The sequence below is a fragment of the Actinoplanes sp. SE50/110 genome, from assembly GCF_900119315.1.
GTDB lineage: Bacteria > Actinomycetota > Actinomycetes > Mycobacteriales > Micromonosporaceae > Actinoplanes.
On record NZ_LT827010.1, the window covers coordinates 8,026,304 to 8,045,184 of the forward strand.

23 protein-coding genes are annotated in these 18,881 nt (G+C 70.4%); 6 read left to right on the forward strand and 17 right to left on the reverse strand.

Annotated features, from left to right (window positions below):
• Window positions 1-94 precede the first annotated feature (94 nt).
• The 4 genes from ACSP50_RS35775 to ACSP50_RS35790 all read left to right on the forward strand — a co-directional run bounded on the left by ACSP50_RS35775 (window position 95) and on the right by ACSP50_RS35790 (window position 4,149).
• Window positions 95-352, forward strand: a complete 258-nt coding sequence (locus ACSP50_RS35775) for a hypothetical protein (RefSeq protein WP_231956785.1) — start codon at window positions 95-97, stop codon at window positions 350-352.
• 662 nt (window positions 353-1,014) lie between these two features.
• Window positions 1,015-1,419, forward strand: coding sequence for a winged helix-turn-helix domain-containing protein (locus ACSP50_RS35780; RefSeq protein WP_014694212.1), 405 nt, complete (start codon window positions 1,015-1,017; stop codon window positions 1,417-1,419).
• A gap of 196 nt (window positions 1,420-1,615) precedes the next feature.
• Window positions 1,616-2,836, forward strand: coding sequence for a tyrosine recombinase XerC (locus ACSP50_RS35785; protein ID WP_014694213.1), 1,221 nt, complete (start codon window positions 1,616-1,618; stop codon window positions 2,834-2,836).
• A gap of 125 nt (window positions 2,837-2,961) precedes the next feature.
• On the forward strand, window positions 2,962-4,149 hold the full coding sequence (locus ACSP50_RS35790) for an aminotransferase class V-fold PLP-dependent enzyme (protein WP_014694214.1): 1,188 nt from the start codon (window positions 2,962-2,964) through the stop codon (window positions 4,147-4,149).
• On the opposite strand, the gene ACSP50_RS35795 is transcribed toward ACSP50_RS35790, so the two are convergent.
• From ACSP50_RS35795 to proS, 13 genes are all read right to left on the reverse strand, one after another.
• Entirely contained in the window at window positions 4,117-4,611 is a 495-nt protein-coding gene (locus ACSP50_RS35795; RefSeq protein ID WP_014694215.1) for a M23 family metallopeptidase, read from the reverse strand. The genes ACSP50_RS35790 and ACSP50_RS35795 overlap by 33 nt on opposite strands.
• Window positions 4,612-4,684: 73 nt before the next feature.
• Window positions 4,685-5,008 (reverse strand): DUF2469 domain-containing protein, encoded by a 324-nt coding sequence (locus tag ACSP50_RS35800; protein ID WP_014447123.1) that lies wholly within the window; start codon window positions 5,006-5,008, stop codon window positions 4,685-4,687.
• The gene (locus ACSP50_RS35805) at window positions 5,005-5,850 is read right to left on the reverse strand and encodes a ribonuclease HII (protein WP_014694216.1); all 846 of its coding nucleotides are present in this window, start codon (window positions 5,848-5,850) and stop codon (window positions 5,005-5,007) included. The genes ACSP50_RS35800 and ACSP50_RS35805 overlap by 4 nt, the downstream gene beginning before the upstream one ends.
• Window positions 5,850-6,482, reverse strand: a complete 633-nt coding sequence (locus ACSP50_RS35810) for an NUDIX hydrolase (RefSeq protein WP_014694217.1) — start codon at window positions 6,480-6,482, stop codon at window positions 5,850-5,852. The genes ACSP50_RS35805 and ACSP50_RS35810 overlap by 1 nt, the downstream gene beginning before the upstream one ends.
• Window positions 6,483-6,578: 96 nt before the next feature.
• On the reverse strand, window positions 6,579-7,241 hold the full coding sequence (gene lepB, locus ACSP50_RS35815; RefSeq protein WP_014694218.1) for a signal peptidase I: 663 nt from the start codon (window positions 7,239-7,241) through the stop codon (window positions 6,579-6,581).
• Window positions 7,238-8,128 carry a signal peptidase I gene (lepB, locus tag ACSP50_RS35820; RefSeq protein WP_043512852.1) on the reverse strand — a complete coding sequence of 297 codons (891 nt, stop codon included), beginning with the start codon at window positions 8,126-8,128 and terminating at the stop codon, window positions 7,238-7,240. The genes lepB (ACSP50_RS35815) and lepB (ACSP50_RS35820) overlap by 4 nt, the downstream gene beginning before the upstream one ends.
• 176 nt (window positions 8,129-8,304) lie before the next feature.
• Window positions 8,305-8,661 (reverse strand): 50S ribosomal protein L19, encoded by a 357-nt coding sequence (gene rplS, locus ACSP50_RS35825; RefSeq protein WP_014694220.1) that lies wholly within the window; start codon window positions 8,659-8,661, stop codon window positions 8,305-8,307.
• A 125-nt stretch (window positions 8,662-8,786) separates the two neighbouring features.
• Window positions 8,787-9,551, reverse strand: a complete 765-nt coding sequence (gene trmD / locus ACSP50_RS35830; RefSeq protein WP_014694221.1) for a tRNA (guanosine(37)-N1)-methyltransferase TrmD — start codon at window positions 9,549-9,551, stop codon at window positions 8,787-8,789.
• The gene (gene rimM, locus ACSP50_RS35835; protein WP_172898923.1) at window positions 9,548-10,114 is read right to left on the reverse strand and encodes a ribosome maturation factor RimM; all 567 of its coding nucleotides are present in this window, start codon (window positions 10,112-10,114) and stop codon (window positions 9,548-9,550) included. The genes trmD and rimM overlap by 4 nt, the downstream gene beginning before the upstream one ends.
• Before the next feature lie 6 nt (window positions 10,115-10,120).
• Complete coding sequence (locus ACSP50_RS35840; protein ID WP_014447131.1) at window positions 10,121-10,378, reverse strand: RNA-binding protein; 258 nt, start codon at window positions 10,376-10,378, stop codon at window positions 10,121-10,123.
• Window positions 10,356-10,883: a 30S ribosomal protein S16 gene (gene rpsP / locus ACSP50_RS35845; protein WP_014694223.1), complete on the reverse strand. Its 528-nt coding sequence runs from the start codon at window positions 10,881-10,883 to the stop codon at window positions 10,356-10,358. The genes ACSP50_RS35840 and rpsP overlap by 23 nt, the downstream gene beginning before the upstream one ends.
• 173 nt (window positions 10,884-11,056) lie before the next feature.
• Window positions 11,057-11,704 (reverse strand): DUF402 domain-containing protein, encoded by a 648-nt coding sequence (locus tag ACSP50_RS35850; RefSeq protein WP_014694224.1) that lies wholly within the window; start codon window positions 11,702-11,704, stop codon window positions 11,057-11,059.
• An 11-nt stretch (window positions 11,705-11,715) separates the two neighbouring features.
• A complete protein-coding gene (gene proS / locus ACSP50_RS35855; protein ID WP_014694225.1) occupies window positions 11,716-13,122 on the reverse strand; it encodes a proline--tRNA ligase in 1,407 nt (468 codons plus the stop codon).
• An 82-nt stretch (window positions 13,123-13,204) separates the two neighbouring features.
• Here proS and ACSP50_RS35860 point away from each other — a divergent pair, with 82 nt between their 5' ends.
• Both ACSP50_RS35860 and ACSP50_RS35865 read left to right on the forward strand, forming a co-directional pair.
• A complete protein-coding gene (locus ACSP50_RS35860; protein WP_014694226.1) occupies window positions 13,205-13,693 on the forward strand; it encodes a SigE family RNA polymerase sigma factor in 489 nt (162 codons plus the stop codon).
• The gene (locus tag ACSP50_RS35865; protein ID WP_014694227.1) at window positions 13,683-15,113 is read left to right on the forward strand and encodes a PQQ-binding-like beta-propeller repeat protein; all 1,431 of its coding nucleotides are present in this window, start codon (window positions 13,683-13,685) and stop codon (window positions 15,111-15,113) included. Before ACSP50_RS35860 ends, ACSP50_RS35865 begins: the two co-directional genes overlap by 11 nt.
• Here the strand turns inward: ACSP50_RS35865 and ACSP50_RS35870 are convergent.
• The 4 genes from ACSP50_RS35870 to ACSP50_RS35885 all read right to left on the reverse strand — a co-directional run bounded on the left by ACSP50_RS35870 (window position 15,110) and on the right by ACSP50_RS35885 (window position 18,738).
• Complete coding sequence (locus ACSP50_RS35870) at window positions 15,110-16,186, reverse strand: amidohydrolase family protein (protein ID WP_014694228.1); 1,077 nt, start codon at window positions 16,184-16,186, stop codon at window positions 15,110-15,112. The two genes, ACSP50_RS35865 and ACSP50_RS35870, sit on opposite strands and share 4 nt — an antisense overlap.
• A gap of 25 nt (window positions 16,187-16,211) precedes the next feature.
• Entirely contained in the window at window positions 16,212-16,826 is a 615-nt protein-coding gene (locus ACSP50_RS35875; protein ID WP_014694229.1) for a Uma2 family endonuclease, read from the reverse strand.
• Between the two features lie 65 nt (window positions 16,827-16,891).
• A complete protein-coding gene (gene ffh, locus ACSP50_RS35880) occupies window positions 16,892-18,445 on the reverse strand; it encodes a signal recognition particle protein (protein WP_014694230.1) in 1,554 nt (517 codons plus the stop codon).
• Between the two features lie 65 nt (window positions 18,446-18,510).
• Window positions 18,511-18,738, reverse strand: a complete 228-nt coding sequence (locus ACSP50_RS35885; protein ID WP_014694231.1) for a hypothetical protein — start codon at window positions 18,736-18,738, stop codon at window positions 18,511-18,513.
• Window positions 18,739-18,881 lie beyond the last annotated feature (143 nt).

Sequence of the window (18,881 nt, forward strand, 5' to 3'; positions counted from 1 at the left end):
TTCACTTCTGAACCCGAACATCGGAGATGAGAGGCACTGCCACCAGGCGCGCTGCGTGCCGCATAGCAGGTCGGGCAGAAATCGGGGGACGCTGTTGACGACCGCGCAGGACATCGACCATGTGAGCGAACGGCCTGAATGGAACTGCCGGGCCTGCGGGCGGCCATGGCCCTGCTCGACCGCCCGGGGAACGCTGCTGCACGAATACCGCGCGTTTCCGTCACTGCTACGGATATACCTGTCCGCCCAGATGTACGACGCGCTGGAAGACATGATCATCGACGGCGCGCCGCCGCTGAACCTGTACCAGCGCTTCCTCGGCTGGGCATGGACAGACCCGCCCGCACCGTGACGCCAGACCGCCCGGGGCTCCTGGTCACTGCCGGCCAGGGTCCCGGGCGCCCGCCAGGAATACCCTGCCCCAGCGCGCCCGCAGGCCCGGTTCTGGAAACAAAGAGCAGTTGCCCGCAGCGCCACCCACAACGCACCGGCCGCCCACTGCTCCCCGTCCGCCCATAGCGCCGCAGCCCACTGTCGACCACTGGCCACCCGCAACGCCGCAGCCCATTGCCCGCCCACAGCCCACCGGCAGCCGCAGCCCGCCCACAGCGCCGCAGCCCACTGTCACCTGCTAGACCGCAGCCCGCTGACCGCCTACTGACGCCGGTAGTCCGCTGCAGCCCATAGCCCGGCAGGGGCAGGGGCAGGGGCAGGGGCAGGGGCAGGGGCAGGGGCAGGGGCAGCTCGGCAGCTGGAGCTGGAGCTGGAGCTGGAGCTGGAGCTGGAGCTGGAGCTGGAGCTGGGTCGCGGATCGGGACCGAATTTGAGGCGGCAGGGTCGATGGGCGAGCGGGCGGGGTCGCGCCCAGCAGCCCCGTGAGGCCGGCCTGGCAAAACCGCCGCCCGCTCTGCCGACCGGTTCGGACTGGCCTTTCCGGTGCGACATCACCATCATAGTTATATTGTTCTGTAGGTACAACGGGATGGAGCATCGTGGTCACGTAAAATAATTGCCATGATCGATCATTCGGCGGACCGTGCGGTGTTTCGGCAGCTTGCTGACCTGCTGCGGGATCGGATCACGTCCGGGGAGCTGGGCCCCGGGGAGCCGCTGCCCAGTGAGCTGCGCCTTGCTCAGGATTACGGGATCAGCCGGACGACGGTGCGCCAGGCGATCGGGCAGCTGCGGACCGAGGGGCTCGTCACGGTGGATCGGCCGCGGGGGACGTTCGTCCGGGTGCCCGAGCCGGTCCAACTGGTCACGCTGGCCCGGGGCGAGCGCGCCGGGGCGCGGATGCCGACCGACGCCGAGCGACGCAAACACCGCTTGGGCGAAGGCGTCCCGGTCCTGGTCGTGACAAGCGCGGACGGCACCGAGACAGTGCATCCCGCCGACCGCGTCCAACTGACCCGGTCCTGATCCATCCCCCTCACCCCTGCCCACCACGAACCGAACCGCCCACCCCGGTCCGCTCGCCGCCGCCCTCGAACGCGCCCCGCAGCCGACCACCAGCGCGAACCCGCTCATCTCGACCGCCGACGATGCCGCGCACCGCACCACCGCCCCGTTCGTCGTCGCCCTTGGAAGCGCCATGGACTGAAGCTAAGGGCGGGGTATGACAAGAAAACACGGCACACTGGACGCCGTGGACGCCTATCGACGACGGCCTCGGGCCAAACGGGTGACCGAGATGCACGAAGCGTTGCCGCCGGCGCTGCGGGAGGCGGTGGATCGGTTCGGGCATCATCTGGCGGTCGTCGAGGACCGGTCGGCGCACACGGTGCGGGCCTATCTCGGGGATGTCGTCTCGTTGCTCGCCCACGCGGCCGAGCAGGGGTGTTCGGCGGTCGGCGACCTGGGCATCGCGGTGCTGCGCGGCTGGCTGGCGGCGCGGTTGGACGAGGGCGCGGCGCGTACTTCACAGGCGCGCCGGGCCGCTGCGGTCCGCACCTTCACCGGCTGGGCGCATCGCATCGGGCTGGCGCCGGCCGACGCCGGCTCGGGCCTGGCCAGTCCTCGCACCCACCGCGACCTGCCGCACGTGCTCCGCGCCGACCAGGCCGTGGCCCTCGTCACCGCGCCCAGTCTCCCACCCGGTTCCGGCACCGGCCGAGAACCGAATACGGCAGGTGCGAGCGCGGCGGACGCCACCGGGCCGGACGGGAGCGGGCAGGAGGCGGGCGAGACGGAGGCGGACAGAGGCGAGACGGAGGCGGACAGAGCGGGTGGCGATGTCGTCGCGATCCGGGATCGGGCGGTGCTGGAGCTGCTCTATGCCACCGGGATCCGGGTGAGCGAACTCTGCGACCTCGATCAGACCGACATCGATCACAACCGCCAGGTCGTCCGGGTCTTCGGCAAGGGCGGCAAGGAGCGGGCGGTCCCCTACGGTCATCCCGCTCGCGACGCCCTCGCCGCGTGGTTGCGTCTAGGCCGGCCGGTGCTTGCGGCGGTGGGCGACGGCCAGGCCGCCGCCGGTGCAGGTGATCATCGGCTTGCGGTACGCGGTCCCGCCCGGAACCCCGCCCGAACCGGCCGCCGTGCCGGGAGGTCGCTCGCCGCCGACGCGCTGTTCCTCGGCTTGAAGGGTGGCCGTCTGCAGCCCACCGTCGTCCGGCGGATCGTCGCCGGGGCGGCGCGGCGTGCCGGACTGCCGCACACCAAGCCACACGATCTGCGTCATTCCGCCGCCACCCACCTGTTGGACGGTGGCGCCGATCTACGGGCCGTGCAGGAACTGCTCGGGCACAGTTCGCTGGCGAGCACGCAGATCTACACCCACGTCTCCACCGAACGTCTGCGCGCCGCGTTCAACCAGGCACACCCCCGCGCCTGAGACCGGCAACCCACCGTCGGCAGCACGCACGCGAGCCAGGCCGACGAAAACCAGACCCACGCGAGGGACGACCGCAGGCCACTGTCCTGAGGAGGCGGATGTAACCAAGCCGTACGATCGCAGGCATGAGCGCCGAAGATCCACCGCAGCCCATTGCCGGGGCGCGGTTGCTGTTCTCGCTGGATCCGGCGGTGTCCTATCTCAACCACGGGTCGTTCGGCGCGTTGCCGATCACCGTGCAGCGCGCCCAGCAGCGCCTGCGGGACGAGATGGATCTGAACCCGATGCGATTCTTCGGCCCGGGCCTGCTGGACCGGATCATCCACACCCGACGGCATCTGGCCGCTTTCCTCGGCGCCGACCCGGAGGGCAGCGCGCTCACCTCGAACACCACCACCGCGGTCAGCCTGGTGCTGCAGTCGGTCCGGTTGAAGGAATCGGACGAGGTGCTGCTCACCGACCACGCCTACGGTGCGGTGACGATGGCGGTGCGCCGGGAGTGCCGGCGGACCGGGGCGACGACCCGGACGATCGCGGTGCCGTTCGGCGCGAGCGGGCCGGAGGTCCTGTCCCGGGTGCGGGCGGCGCTGCGGCCGGGACGCACCCGGCTGCTGATCATCGACCAGGTGACCTCGGCGACGGCCACGCTGATGCCGGTGCGGGAGGTCGTCGCCGCGGCCCGGGCGCAGGGCATCCCGGTGATGGTCGACGGCGCGCACGTGCCGGGCATGCTGCCGGTGCGGGTGGAGGAGATCGGCGCCGATTTCTGGGTGGGGAATCTGCACAAGTGGGGTTGGGCGCCGCGCGGCACGTCGCTGCTGGCGGTGTCGCCGGACTGGCGGCGGCGGATCGATCCGCTGGTCGTCTCCTGGGAGCAGGATCAGGGTTTCCCGCTGTCGGTCGAGTTCCAGGGGACGATCGACTACACCCCGTGGCTGGCGGCGCCGGCCGGGATCTTCGCGATGCGCACGCTGGGCCCGGAAGTCGTCCGGGAGCACAATGCGGCGCTCGCGGCGTACGGCCAGCGGGTGGTCGGTGCGGCCCTCGGTCATGCGCCGGCGGATCTGCCGGAGCCGGGCGGACCCGGGGTCTCGATGCGGATCGTGCCGCTGCCGGCCGGGGTGGCCACCACCTTTCCCGAGGCGCACGCGTTGCGCGGGCACATCGCCGACAAGCTCGGGGTGGAGACGCAGATCAACGCGTGGGGCGGCCGGGGGCTGCTGCGGCTGAGCGCGCAGATCTACAACCGGCCGGAGGAGTATCACCATCTGGCCGATCGCCTACCCAGCCTGCTGCACCACTGGCAGTGGTAGCAACCGCACCCGCCCGATACCCAGCAGGATCAACGGATCAAGATAAAGATCATTGCGGCGTACGCCCCAGTGCAGGCACGCCGCGACCGGACATCCCGGATGCCCGGGGTCGAGCCGGCCCAGCAATTGGCCGCCGGTGACCGTCGAGCCGGCCGTGACCGCCGGGTCGACCGGCTCGTAGGTGCTGCGCAGCCCGCCGGCGTGCGCCACACTGACCACGCCGCGCCCGGCCAGCACCGCGGCGTAGACGACCGTGCCGGCCGCGGCCGCCCGCACCGGATCGCCGGGCTGCCCGGCCAGGTCGGCCCCGCGATGCCCGGGGAGCCACGGCTCCGGGGGCGCCAGGAAGGGCCGCGTCACCCGGGCCGGCAGGAGTGGCCAGCCGAATCTCAGACCCGGCGGCGACTCGTGCGGAAGTCCGAGCAGTCCGACGGCCAGCAGGAGGGCGAGCAGGAAAGACATGAGGGCGAGTCTGGCCGGCCGCACGCCGGCCGGCGACCCGCCCTGTGGACAACGCCCCGCTGTGGATAACCCGTCAGCCGCCGAAGCCGGCGTCGTCCGGCAGTGAGATGTCCGGTTTCTCCAGCTCCTCGACGTTGACGTCCTTGAACGTCATCACCCGCACGTTCTTGACGAACCGGGCCGGGCGATACATGTCCCAGACCCAGGCGTCGTGCATCTCGACCTCGAAATACACCTCGCCGTCGGAGTTGCGCACGTGCAGGTCCACCTGGTTGGCCAGGTAGAACCGGCGCTCGGTCTCCACGACGTAGGAGAACTGGCGGACGATGTCGCGGTACTCCCGGTAGAGCTGCAGCTCCATCTCGGTCTCGTACTTCTCGAGATCCTCTGCGCTCATCGTGTCTCGCCCTCCATGGCCTCATCTTCCCCCACCGACGGCGACGGCTGAGGCTGCTCGCCCGACGCCACGCCGACGGTACCCTCAGCCGCGCGCGGAAGCAGCAGCGGCTCGGTAACGGAAACATCGAACAGCGACGGCGCGGGGTCCGCCGGCCGGGCTGCCGGGCGGCGCGCTCGCGGCGGCACGTTGCCGCGCCCGGAGGCGGCGGCGACGTTCACATACGAGAAGCGGTGCTCGGCGCAGGGCCCGTGCCGCAGCAGCGCGGCACTGTGCTCGTCCGTTATATAACCCTTGTGCACGGCGAAGCCGTATTCCGGGAATTTCCCGTCCAGCTCCACCATCATCCGGTCCCGGGTGACCTTGGCCAGCACGCTGGCCGCCGCGACGCAGGCCGCCACCCGGTCGCCCTTCCACACCGCGAGGCCCGGCACGCCGAGCCCGTCGACCGGGAACCCGTCGGTCAGCACGTACTCCGGGCGGACGGTCAGCGAGGCCAGCGCCCGGCGCATCGCCGCCAGGTTGCAGACGTGCAGGCCGCGGGCGTCCACCTCGGTCGGCGGGATGATCATCACGGACCAGGCCAGCGCGCGTTTGACCACCTCGTCGTAGACACGTTCCCGGGCCGCCGCGGTGAGCAGCTTGGAATCGGCCAGCCCGGGCACCTCTCCGCGCTTGCCGGCCGGCAGCACGGCGGCCGCCGCGACCAGCGGACCGGCGCACGCGCCGCGCCCGGCCTCGTCGGCGCCGGCGACATGCGCGAAACCGCGCCGCTGCAACGCCTGCTCCAACGCGTAGAGCCCGGCCTCTCGGCGCACCACGGTGCGGGCGGGAGCCAACATCAAAAGCCCATTTCCGGTACGCCGTCAGCCGCATGCACCGGCGCTCCCGAAGCAGCCGCCGCACCCGCAGCACCCCCGGAAGCCGCGACGCCCGCGGTGCCCCCGGAAGCCGCGACGCCCCCGGAAGCCGCGACGCCCGCGGTGCCCTCAGAAGCCGCGGCGGGCCCGTCGACCTGGGACCGGAGCAACTCCGCCAGATCGGCCGGATAGATCAGCTCCGCGCTGGCCTCGATCTCGGCCGCCGACCACCACCGGTGCTCGGTGATGGTCAGCCGCTCCTCGGCGTCCATCCCCGCCGTGTCGACCTGCCAGACCGCCACCCGGAGCAGAAAGAAGTCCTGTTCCTGCCGGTAGTCGCGCCCGTTGTAGGAGAACTCGGCGTGCTCGTGCCGGATCGGCCCGCCCAGTTCGCCGGGCGACACCCGCAGCCCGGTCTCCTCGGCCAGCTCGCGGGCCGCCGCCTCGACGGTGCTCTCCGCGTCCTGCAGGCCGCCGCCCGGGGTGAACCACCAGTGCAGCCCGGGCCGGGCCGGATCACCGCCGCGCAGCAGCAGGGCGCGCCCGGCCCGATCGACCAGGAGCACCCGGCCGGCACGGCGCGCCACGACGGCGGGCTGGTTCGAGTCGGTCACCGGTCAAGCGTATGCGCCCCCAGACGATCTTTCGAACCGGCCCGTGATCGATGAGCGGCCGGCCACCGCGCCGCGGCCCGGAGCGGAGCCCGAGGATCAGTGACCGGCGGCGTCCGGGATCGCGTCGTACGTGTCGGGCACGGTCAGCCAGGTCGCCCGGCCGGCCGGCCAGAAGATCGTGAACGCCCGCCCAACCACCGAGTCGATGGTGATCGTCGAATCGGCCATCTTGCCGGCCGTGTCGGTGGCCGTGCTCTGCTCATAGTGCTCCAGCGAGTCGCCGGAGGCCTCCCGGTGGTCGCCCATCACCCAGAGCCGACCGGCCGGCACGGTGATGTCGAACTTCTCGTCGGCCACCTGGTTCCGGTTGCCGTCCGCGTCGGTGTAGATGTACGGCTCGTCCAGCGAGTGCCCGTTGATGGTCAGCCGGCCCTGGGTGTCGCAGCAGACCACCCGGTCGCCCGGGGTGCCGATGACCCGCTTGATGAAGTCCTCGCCCTCGTTGCCGGACTGCCACTCGGTGGGCGCCTTGAAAACGATGATCTCGCCGCGTTTCGGGTCACGGAAGTCGTAGACGAGCTTGTTGACGAGCACCCGGTCCCACACGTTGAGCGTGTGCTCCATGGACGGGGACGGGATGTAGAACGTCTGCAGGACGAAGGCGCGCACCAGGACGGCGACCAGAATCGCCACGCCCAGCAGAATGGGAAGCTCGCGCCAGAACGACCCGCGGCGCTTTTCGGTCTGCTCGTCAATCACGCTCGGAGCCTACGTCGTCGAGTCCGGAACGACATGCTGGAACGCGCGGACCACACGGCGGTGATCAGCAGCGGAAACAGGCTGCCGGCCACCCGGGGATCCTGCCGCGGGCGCGGTCCGGGTGGCCCGGCGGCGGCCGTCGGATGCTGTTGCGCGAACTGTTTCCAGACGTCCGGGACTTCGAGCGTCGTAAATCTACTGGTGGGCCAGACGGTCACGAAGGCGCGACCGATCACGTTCTTAATCGGGACCGGACCCTGGCAGCGGGCGTCCTGGGACACCTTGCGGTGGTCGCCCATCACGAACATCTGACCGGGCGGCACGGTGATCTCGGCGAACTTGCGGCTGGTGCACTGCCCGGCGATCGGCGGCTGGTTCAGGTCGGAGTTGTGGCCCGGCGCGATGTAAGCCTCATCGATGCCGATCCCGTTCACCGTGATCCGGCCCTGGTCGTCACAACAGGCGACCTTGTCACCCGGAAGGCCGATCACCCGTTTGATGAAGTCACGCTCACCGGGGCGGCTCACCCCGACCAGGTCACCGATCGTACGCCCGAGTTTCGCCCCGAACGTGTTGCTGACCGGCTCGGTCACCTCGGGCGCCCAGTTGTCGGTGCCGCGGAAGACCACGATCTCGCCGCGCAGCGGGTCCCGCATGTCGTAGACGACCTTGTTGACCAGGACCCGGTCCTTGAGCTCCAGCGTCGTCTGCATCGACCCGGAGGGGATGTAGAAGGCCTGGACCAGGAAGGTGCGGATGAGCACGGCCAGGCAGAACGCCACCACGAGCAGCAGCGGCAACTCCTGCCAGAGGGGCATTTCCTTGCGCCTGATGAGCGACCGCCGCCGGGACGGTCGATACCCTTCCATCGGATCCACGCTTCGCATCTCCTGACGAATCCCGGCCGAACCGCCCCCGGATACAGCACTACCGCCCGAGTTTCCCGGCTAGAGGGAATTACGGGCGGTAGGACTGGAATGGTTCATCATCCGGCACACGGGCAAGCTTAATGCGCTTGCGCCCGGGCCTGCCGGAGCAGCCCGGGCCTGCCGGAGCAGAGGGGTCAGACGGACTGCTTCTCCCGCAGCTCCTTGATCTTCGCCTTCTTGCCGCGGAGCTCACGCAGGTAGTAGAGCTTGGCGCGACGGACGTCACCGCGGGTGACGACCTCGATCTTGTCGATCGCCGGGCTGTTGAACGGGTAGGTCCGCTCGACGCCGACGCCGAAGCTGATCTTGCGGATCTTGAAGGTCTCGCGCAGGCCACTGCCCTGGCGGCCGATCACGACGCCCTGGAAGACCTGGACACGGGAACGGTTGCCTTCGACGACCCGGGCGTACACCTTGAGGGTGTCACCGGCCCGGAAGTCCGGGAGGTCGGTGCGCTGCGACTGGGCGTCGAGTTCGTCCAGCGTGTTCATCGCTGCATCCTTGTATTACTCGTGCGCCCCGGAAGCCGGTGACGCGGATGGGCACATCTGACCCCCCACGCTTTCGAGGGGTCCTCGTCACGGTCCCGCAGCGCGGAGCCGAGACGGCAACCTCCCTACTTTGCCACACCGGGTGGCGGGAGCTCCAATCCGGCCTCGGCCAGCGCCTTGCGGTCCTTCTTGTCCAGGTTCTCCGGGGGGTACGCCGCGTACAGGTCCGGCCGCCGGCTCGCGGTTCGCACGAAGCTCTCGGTACGCCGCCAGCGGGCGATCCGCCCATGGTCACCGGAGCGCAGCACGTCCGGCACGTCCCGGCCCCGCCATGACGCCGGCTTGGTGTAGACGGGGGCCTCGAGCAGGCCGGCCGCGTGCGACTCCTCGGTCAGCGAGTCGGCGTTGCCGAGCACCCCGGGCAGCAACCGGGTGATCGCCTCCATGATCACGATCACCGCGACCTCACCGCCGAACAGCACATAGTCACCGAGCGACACCTCGCGCACCGGCATCCGATCGGCCGCGTCGTCGATGACCCGCTGGTCGATCCCCTCGTACCGTCCGCAGGCGAAGATCAGATGCGGAAGAGCGGCCAGCTCGTACGCATCGGCCTGGGTGAACGGTCGGCCCACCGGGGACGGCACGACCAGGGTCGCCTCCGGGCTGCCGACCGCGTCCAGCGCCTCACCCCACGGCTCGGGGCGCATCACCATGCCGGGACCGCCCCCGTACGGGCTGTCGTCCACCGTCCGGTGCACGTCATGGGTCCAGGTGCGCAGATCGTGCACGGTGAGATCCAGCGTCCCGGTGGTCCGCGCCCTACCGATCAGCGAGAGATCGAGCGGGGCGAAGTAGTCCGGGAAGATCGAGATGATGTCGACCTTCACAGATCGAGCAGACCTTCCGGGAGATCGACGACCACGCGGCCGCCGGGGATGTCCACGGTCGGCACCATCACGGTGACGAACGGGATCAACGCGGTCCCGCCGCCGGACTTGGCCAGCACGATCAGGTCCGAGGACGGAGCATGCTCGATCCGCTGCACGGTGCCCAGCTCGGTGCCGTCGAGCGACTCCACCCGCAGCCCGATCAGCTGGTGGTCGTGGAACTCGTCCGGGTCCTCCGGCGGGGCCAGCTCAGCGCTGTCCACCTGCAGGAACACGCCGCGCATCGCCTCGGCGAGATTGCGGTCGTGGATGCCCTCGAACACCGCGATGCCGCGGCCCTGATGCCAGCGGATCGACTCGAGGGTGAGCTGTTTCGGAACTTCGAAGAGAGCGCCGGGGGCGGACGCGGCCGCCGGGCCGGTGCTCACCCGGCGGTCCCGGGGGACCTCCGTGGTGAACACCTGCCCGGCGGTGAAGCGTGCCTCGGGCTCATCGGTCCGCACGACCACCGAGACCTCGCCCCGGATGCCGTGCGGTTTACCGATCTGGCCGACGACGAGCAGCATCGATCAGTACGCGTCGACGATGTCGACGCGGATGCCGCGCCCACCGATCGACCCGATCACCTGACGCAGCGCCTTGGCCGTGCGCCCGCCACGCCCGATGACCGTTCCCAGGTCCTCGGGGTGCACGCGGACCTCGAGCCGCTTGCCGCGGCGCGAGTCGACCAGGCGGACCCGGACGTCGTCCGGGTTGTCGACGATGCCCTTGACGAGGTGCTCCAGCGCCGGCCGGAGCGCCCCGTCAGCTCGCGTCGGCGCCGGCACCGGCCGGGTCCTCTGCCGTCTCGGCGACAGCCTCGCGGTTCGGCTCGGCCGGGTCCGCGACCTTGGTCTGCTCCGGCTTGGCCTCGGCGGCCTCCGGCGCGGCGGCCGGCTTGGCCTCGCCCTTCGCCTTCTTCGGCGTGGCGGCCGGCTTGGTGTCGGCGAGACCGGCAGCAGCCTTGGCCTCGGCCTCGTAGACCTCGGTCTTGCTCTGCTTGCTCGGCGCGACCAGCAGCGGCGCCGGGGCCGGCAGGCCCTTGAACTTCTGCCAGTCGCCGGTCTTCTCCAGGATCCGCTGCACGGGCTCGCTCGGCTGCGCGCCGACGCCGAGCCAGTACTGGACGCGGTCGGACTTGACCTCGATCAGCGAGGGGTGTTCCTTCGGCTGGTAGATGCCGATGTACTCGATGGCGCGGCCGTCGCGCTTGGTGCGCGAGTCGGCGACGACGATGCGGTACTGCGGGTTGCGGATCTTGCCCATCCGCAGGAGCCGGATCTTAACGGCCACGGTGTATTCGCTCCTGGTGACTGCGTGGGTGAGCCGACCGGAACCCGCGTGGGGATGCGGGGCCGATGCCTCGTGGATTGGCCGTGCGGTGAGGGGTTAGAGGGCGCCTCACGACATGCCGGATACCAACAAGCCATTCTGCCAGATCGGATGGCCGGGATCCCAATCGGGTGTCATCGTGCCCCGGGACGGTCCCAGCCGGGCGGGATCTCCGCCGGAACGGGCCATCCCGGATCGGGCCGGAAGTCGGTCCAGGTGCCGTCGAACGGGAACTCCCCCGCCTCGATCTGCTTGATCACCCGGCGCCCCTCGGCCCACACCGCCTCCGGATCGGGCACCCAGTAGTGCTCCGGAAGGGCGAGCCGCTCGGCGAACTCGTCCTCGTCCTTCCACCGCCAGGTGCGGTCCGGGTCGACGTGGATGTCGAGATCCTGGTCCATCACGTCGACCCCGGCGACGTCACCGTCGTCCCAGCGGATCGCGTGCGCCTCCAGGTTCACGTACCAGTTCTTGAAGGTGTCCCGCTCGGTGCGGAAGAACCAGACCGAGTGGTCGGCGCCGGGCGGGATGAACTTCAGGACACCCGGGCCGGCCCAGGTGCTCACGATCCGCTTGCGCGGCGCGACCGCCCACTCGGCGAACGGCATGTCCCGGGTCCCGCGGCCGTCCCGGTGGACGTCGATGATCACCGGGGTGCCGCGGGCCAGCCAGAGCAGCAGCCCGCGGTCGTCGTCCGAGACCACCCGGCACGGGCGGACGTTGACCAGCCGGTCGGCGGAGAAGTTCCGGTAGAGGACCGGCCGGCCCTCGGTGAAACGCACGCCGGTGGCGATCAGTACGAGCGACCGAGGTAGGCGACCAGACCGTCCTCGGTGTCCGACTCGGGCATCGAGCCGTCCTCGCGGGTCAGGCAGCGGACGGTGACCGCCTTGCCGTTCGCCTCCTTCTCCCCGGCCTCGCCGATCGCCGACCACGGCACCCGGGCCCAGCCGGTCTGCGCCGCCTCGATCGCCTCGCCCAGCGTCTTCACGTCGACGGTGCGCTCCACCCGGAAGGCCAGCGCGTCGTCGTAGAGCCGCTGCTGGTCGGCCTTGAGCGCGGCGACCACCGCGGCGGCCACCTCGGCCAGCGCGATCGGCGACTTGGTGCCGTCGATCCGCCGGGCCACCACGGCGTTGCCGTTGGCCAGGTCGCGGGGACCGACCTCGACCCGGATCGGGATGCCCTGCAGTTCGGCGTCCACCGCCCGGCGACCGAAGGGGATGTCCGCCCGGTCGTCGAGCTTCACGCGTACGCCCGCTGCTTTGAGGTCGTCGCGCAGCTGCGTGGCCGCCTCGGTGACGCCCTCGCCGGCCTTGACCACCATGATCTGCACCTGGATCGGCGCCAGCCGCGGCGGCAGCCGCAGGCCGTTGTCGTCGCCGTGCACCATGATCAGGCCGCCGACCATCCGGGTGGACGTGCCCCACGAGGTGGTCCAGGCGTGCTCGACGGTGCGGTCGGCGGACGAGTAGGTGATGTCGAACGCCTTGGCGAAGTTCTGCCCGAGCTCGTGCGAAGTGCCCATCTGCAGCGCCTTGCCGTCGCCCATCATGGCCTCGACGGTCATCGTGTTGGTCGCGCCGGCGAACCGCTCACCCTTGGTCTTGCGGCCGGGCACCACCGGGATGGCCAGCAGCTCCTCCATGAACGCCTGGTAGACGTGCTTGTGGATCTCGCGGGCGTGGTCCCGGGCGTCCTGCTCGGTGGCGTGCGCGGTGTGCCCCTCCTGCCAGAGGAACTCGGTGGTGCGCAGGAAGGTGCGCGGGCGCAGCTCCCAGCGGACCACGTTGGCCCACTGGTTCAGCAGCAGGGGCAGGTCACGGTACGAGTCGACCCACTTGGCCATGAACTCGCCGATCACCGTCTCACTGGTGGGGCGGACCACCAGCGGCTCGGCGAGCTCCTTGCCGCCGGCGTGGGTGACCACGGCCAGCTCCGGCGAGAAGCCCTCCACGTGGTCGGCCTCGCGGCGCAGGTAGTTCTCCGGGATGAAGAGCGGGAAGTACGCGTTCTGTACGCCCTGCTCCTTGATCCGGGCGTCCATGTCGGCCTGCATACGCTCCCAGATCGCGTAGCCGACCGGCCGGATCACCATCGTGCCGCGCACCGGGCCGTTGTCGGCGAGCTGCGCCTTGGCGATGAGGTCCTGATACCAGCGGGGGAAATCCTCCGCACGGGGAGTGAGCACGCGAGCCATGAGCAAGCATCGTAGTCGTGGCCGGGCGCAACCGGCCGGGTGGGCATCCCGTGTCCCTCATCGGATAGGGACGGGGTGACGGATGGATTTCGACGGCTTCTACCGGGACACCTCCCGGCGGCTGTTGCGCTACGCGTACGGGCTGACCGGGGATCCGGGTGAGGCGCAGGACCTGGTCCAGGAGGCGTACGCCCGAGCCTGGCAGCGCTGGCGCCGGGTGTCCGGCTACGAGGACCCGGAGGCGTGGCTGCGACTGGTGGTGAACCGGCTGTCCACCGACCGCTGGCGCCGGCTCGGCATCCGCCGCGCGCGGGCCGCCGCCGAGCCGCCACCCGCACCGGTGGCCCCGCCGTCGGAGGACCTGGTGCTGCTGGTCCGGGCGATGCGCGAGCTGCCCGACGCCCAGCGGCGCGCGCTCGCCCTGCACTACCTGCTGGACCGTTCGGTCGCGGACATCGCCACCGAGACCGGCGTCGCGCTGGGCACCGTCAAATCCTGGCTCTCCCGGGGCCGGGCCGCGCTCGCGGCCGCCCTCGGCGCGGTGGAGGAAGGAGCCAACCGTGTCCACTGATCTCGACGAACTGTTCACCACGCTGGGGCGGCAGGCCGACGCGGTCCCGATCGGCACCGCCGAGCAGGCCCGACGCCGCGGCGCCCAGCTGCGCACCCGGCAGCGGGCGGTGCTGGCCGGTGCCGCCGCCGTGGTGCTGGTGCTGGCCGGGGCCGGGGTGCTGGCGGTGCGGCAGCACCGGCTCACCGACCCGGTGCTGCCGGCCACCACGCCGTCCCGGATCCGCGGGCTGGCGCCACTCGGCGAGCCGCTGCCGGCCCCGGCCGGGGAGACCTGGACGGCGGCGCGGATCGCCGGCGACCGAGTGATCGGGCTGTCGAAGACCCGGGCGATCGCGATCGACGCCGGCACCGGGCGGACCCTCTGGACGCTGCCCGGGCTGGACAGCACCTACCTGGGGGTAGCCACCACGGCGAAGTCGGTGATCCTGGTCCGTCAACCGGCTCCGGCCGTCGAGGACATCAAGGCGCCCGACAACCGGGTCCTGGAGTTCCACGACCCGGCCACCGGGGCGAAACGCTGGCAGCTGCCGCACACCACCGGCGACCGGCTGGTCCTGCACCGCGACGTGGTGGTGCGGCTGTCCAAAACCACCGGGCGGATCGACGCGTACGACCTGGCCGGCGGCCGGCGGCTGTGGACCGCCGCGGCCGGGGCGACGATGATCAGCGGGATGCTGACCGGGGCGGACGCCTCCGAGGACGTCTCCGGGGGCGGGGCGGCGCTGTTCTCCCCGGAGTCGGAGAAGGCGTTCCCGGTCACCGACGACCGGCTGGTGTCGATCACCTCGGGCGGGCAGGTGGTGATCCGGAACATCCGGACCGGCAAGGTGCAATCCCAGACACGGGCCCGGCGGGACGCGCAAGAACTGATCGCCTACGAGGGCATGGTCTACACCGAGGAGTCGACCCCCGGGGGACTCGGCATCGGCACGCCGCAGCGCATCCTCTACGACCGGCAGGGCTCCTGGGCGATGGACCGGTACTTCCCGTGCGGCCACGACCGGCTCTGCCTGTACGAGACCGACGGCAGCGACGTACGACTTCTCCTGATCGACGCCGTCGGCGGCACCGTGCTGCGCCGTACTGGAGCGGTGCCGCTGAGCGGCACGTCGTCGGTCCGGCTCGGGCACGTGATGACCAGTGGCGGCGGCGACAAGGGCACCGCGCTGTACGACGAGAACGGGCAGGCCCGGTACTCCGACAACGGGATCGGCGGGTTCATCGACGACGGGAACGTGCTGACCCTGACCCGGGACGCCGGCGACGGCCGGTTCACCGCCCGGGGCGTCTCCAACATCGACTACCGGAAGGTGACGCTCGGGACGATGCCGGAGATCTCCGGGCGGTGCGACTGGGACACCGGGCTGCTCACCTGCCCGACCGGGCAGGGCCTGTACAGCTGGCGGTTCACCCGCTAGCGGATGACGGCGCCGCGCAGCACGATCCGGCGGGGCGCCCGGACCACGCGCAGGTCGGCGCGCGGGTCGGCGTCGTAGACGACCAGGTCGGCCAGGCCGCCCTCGACCAGGCCGGGGAAGCCCAGCCACGCGCGGGCCTTCCAGGAGGCGGCGGCCAGCACGTCGGCCGCCGGGATGCCGGCCTCGTGCAGGTAGAGCATCTCCTCGGCGGCCAGGCCGTGCCGGATCCCGCCGCCCGCGTCGGTGCCCACGTAGATCGGCACGCCGGCCTCGTGCGCGGCCAGCACCACCTCGGGGAAGTTGTCGCGCAGGGCGAGCATGTGGTCGGCGTAGCCGGCGAACTTCTCCCGGGCCTGGTCGGCGATCTTCCCGAAGGTCCGGATGTTGATCATCGTGGGGACCAGGGCGGTGCCCCGGCGGGCCATCTCGTCGATCAGTTCCAGCGACAGGCCGGTGCCGTGCTCCACCGAGTCCACCCCGGCCTTCACCATGATCTCGACGCCCTCCTCGGAGAACGTGTGCACCGCGGCCCGGGCGCCGGCCGCGTGGGCGGCCTCGACCGCGGCGGCCATGGTCTCGGCATCCCAGCTCGGGGCGAGATCGCCGACCGAGCGGTCGATCCAGTCGCCGACCAGCTTCACCCAGCCGGTGCCGGCCTTCGCCTGGGCGGTGACCGCGGCGGCGACCTCCTCGGCGGGCACCTCCACGCCGATGTCCCGCAGATAACGGCGCGGCGGCGCCACGTGGCGGCCGGCCCGGGCCAGGCGCGGGATGCCCGGCTCGTCGTCCAACTCGGGGTACGGGAACGGCGACCCCGCGTCGCGCAGCGCCAGCACCCCGGCGTCCCGGTCGGTGTGCGCCAGCTCGCGCGCCTGGTCGAGGCTCTCGATCGGTTTCGCGCCGTAGGCGATCCCCAGATGGCAGTGCGCGTCGACCAGCCCCGGCACGATGAACCCGCCGTCGCTGATCGTCTCGGCCCCGCCCACCGGCTCGAAGGTGATCCGATCGCCCACCAGCCAGATGTCCCGGACCTCACCGTCCGGCAAAACCGTCCCACGCACATGCAACGCCATGGAACAGTCCTACCGGATCAGCGCCTCAGATGTCCGGCCGGGCCACCGCACGAATGCGATCGCGTCGCCGCGTCCAGGCCGGCAGATCGAGCGTGACTTGCCAGGGCTGGTCGACCGTCACCAGGTCGCTGGTCTCCAGCAACTGCCGATAGGAACCGTCCGCGCCTAGCGCGAACTGGGTGAAGCTGACGTCATCGGCCAATGGATCGATGATCCAGTAATTCGTGATTCCGACGTAGGCGTACTTCTTCAGCTTCCCGGTCCGGTCGAACCTCTTCGAGGACTCTGAGATGACTTCCACGACCAACGGCACATCCTCCGGCCTGACCGGTGACCTCAGCGCGCCCTCCTCTCGCACCAGAACCATGTCGGGACGCAACTCGTTCCTGCGGTCCAGCAGGACCGCCTGCTCCACGTTGACAAGGACGCTGTCCGGGCAGAACTCATGAACCGCGGTAGCGACCTGGAAGCTCAGGTACTGATGGAACGGCATGGCGAGGGGTGACAAGACGAGCCTTCCGTCGATCAACTCGTATCGGAGATCCTCGGGAAGGTCTGCGATGTCGTCGACGGTCAGGTCGTCTCGGCCGAGCAGATAGTCGATCATCTCGAACTCGCTCAAGTGCGGCGCAGCGGTCACCGGCTCCTCCTTGATGGGATCGCCTCCAACCATACTAGCGCCGCGACAAGACGCGCCATGCCTAGTTACCGTTCGTCGTCTTTCGGCTTGTTCAGCTTGTTGAAGTCGAGTTTCGGCAGCTTGAAGCCGGGCGGCATGCCTCCGCCGGCCAGGGCGTTCGGGTCCAGCCCCGGCGGCAGCTGCGGCATCCCGCCGGGGAAGCCGGCCGGCATCCCCCCGGGCAGCCCGCCACCCGTCCGCGGCCGGTTGTTGTTCTTGCCCTTGCGCTTGTTCTTCGAGCTCTTGGTGGCCGACCGGCGACCGCCGGGCAGGCCCATCATCCCGCTCATCTGCTTCATCATCTTCTGCGCGTCGGCGAAGCGGTTGAGCAGCTGGTTGACCTCCATCACCGTGACGCCGGAGCCGTTGGCGATGCGCAGCCGGCGGGACGCGTTGATCACCTTGGGCTCGGTGCGCTCCTGCGGGGTCATCGAGCGGATGATCGCGGTGACCCGATCGAAGTGGCTGTCGTCGAGCTCGGCCAGCTGGTCCTTCATCTGGCCCATGCCGGGCATCATGCCGAGGATGTTGGCGATCGGGCCCATCCGGCGGACCGCGATCAGCTGGTCGAGGAAGTCCTCCAGCGTGAACTGCTCGCCACCGAGCAGCTTGCTGGCCATCTTCTCCTTCTGATCCTCGTCGAAGGCCTGCTCGGCCTGCTCGATGAGGGTCAGCACGTCGCCCATGCCGAGGATCCGGCTGGCCATCCGGTCGGGATGGAAGAGGTCGAAGTCTTCCAGTTTCTCGCCGGTGGAGGCGAACAGGATGGGCTGGCCGGTGACGTGCCGAACGGAGAGCGCGGCGCCGCCGCGGGCGTCGCCGTCGAGCTTGGACAGCACCACGCCGGTGATGCCGACGCCGTCGCGGAAGGCCTCGGCGGTCTGCACCGCGTCCTGGCCGACCATCGCGTCGATGACGAAGATGACCTCGTCCGGGTTGACCGCGGCGCGGATGTCCCGGGCCTGCTGCATCATCTCCTCGTCGATGCCGAGACGTCCGGCGGTGTCGACGATGACGATGTCCTTGGCGGTGCGCTTGGCGACCTCGATCGAGTCCTTCGCCACCTTGACCGGGTCGCCGACGCCACTGCCCGGCTCGGGCGCGTAGACGTCGACCCCGGCCCGGCCGCCGACCACCTGCAGCTGGTTGACCGCGTTGGGCCGCTGCAGGTCGGCGGCGACCAGCAGCGGCTGATGGCCCTGGTTCTTGAGCCAGCGGGACAGCTTGCCGGCGAGCGTGGTCTTGCCGGCGCCCTGCAGACCGGCCAGCATGATCACGGTGGGCGGCTGCTTGGCGAAGACCAGCCGCCGCCCCTCGCCACCGAGCGTGTTGATCAGCTCTTCATGAACGATCTTGATGATCTGCTGGGCGGGGTTCAGCGCCTGGGAGACCTCGGCGCCGCGCGCCCGCTCCTTGAGGTTGGCGATGAACGCCTTGACCACCGGAAGCGCCACGTCGGCCTCGAGCAGCGCGAGACGGATCTCGCGTGCGGTGGCGTCGATGTCGGCGTCGGTGAGCTTGCCCTTACCGCGAAGCTTGGTGAAGATCCCGGACAGGCGGTCACTCAGGGTGTCAAACACGGTGCGACTTCCCGTTGGTCGGTGGTGATGGCGTCGTCCGCAAGACTACTTGGCGGGCGGAACGCTCACCGGTTGCGCATCCGGTAGGTCTTCGTGGCCGCCTCGATCCGCCGCTGCGTGCGGGTCCCCGGGGCGATCTCGCGCTTGACCTTGCCGTAGAGCCAGAGCCCGCCGCCGACCACCGCGGCGACCAGCAGCAGGTAGAAGAACGCACCGAACAGCGCGTGGAAGACCCAGCTCACCACGACCACACCGCCGATCAGCGCCAGCACGAACATCACTGCTTTGCCCATCCCGAGCCTCCCGGTCATCGACTGCCTACCACCATGCCGTGCCGGTGCAACCTCGCGCATCCGCCGTGCCCCTGAGACGTTCCCCTAGGGGTGGGACATGCGTAATTACCGACATCCACCCATAAAAGGTATAGACCGCAACT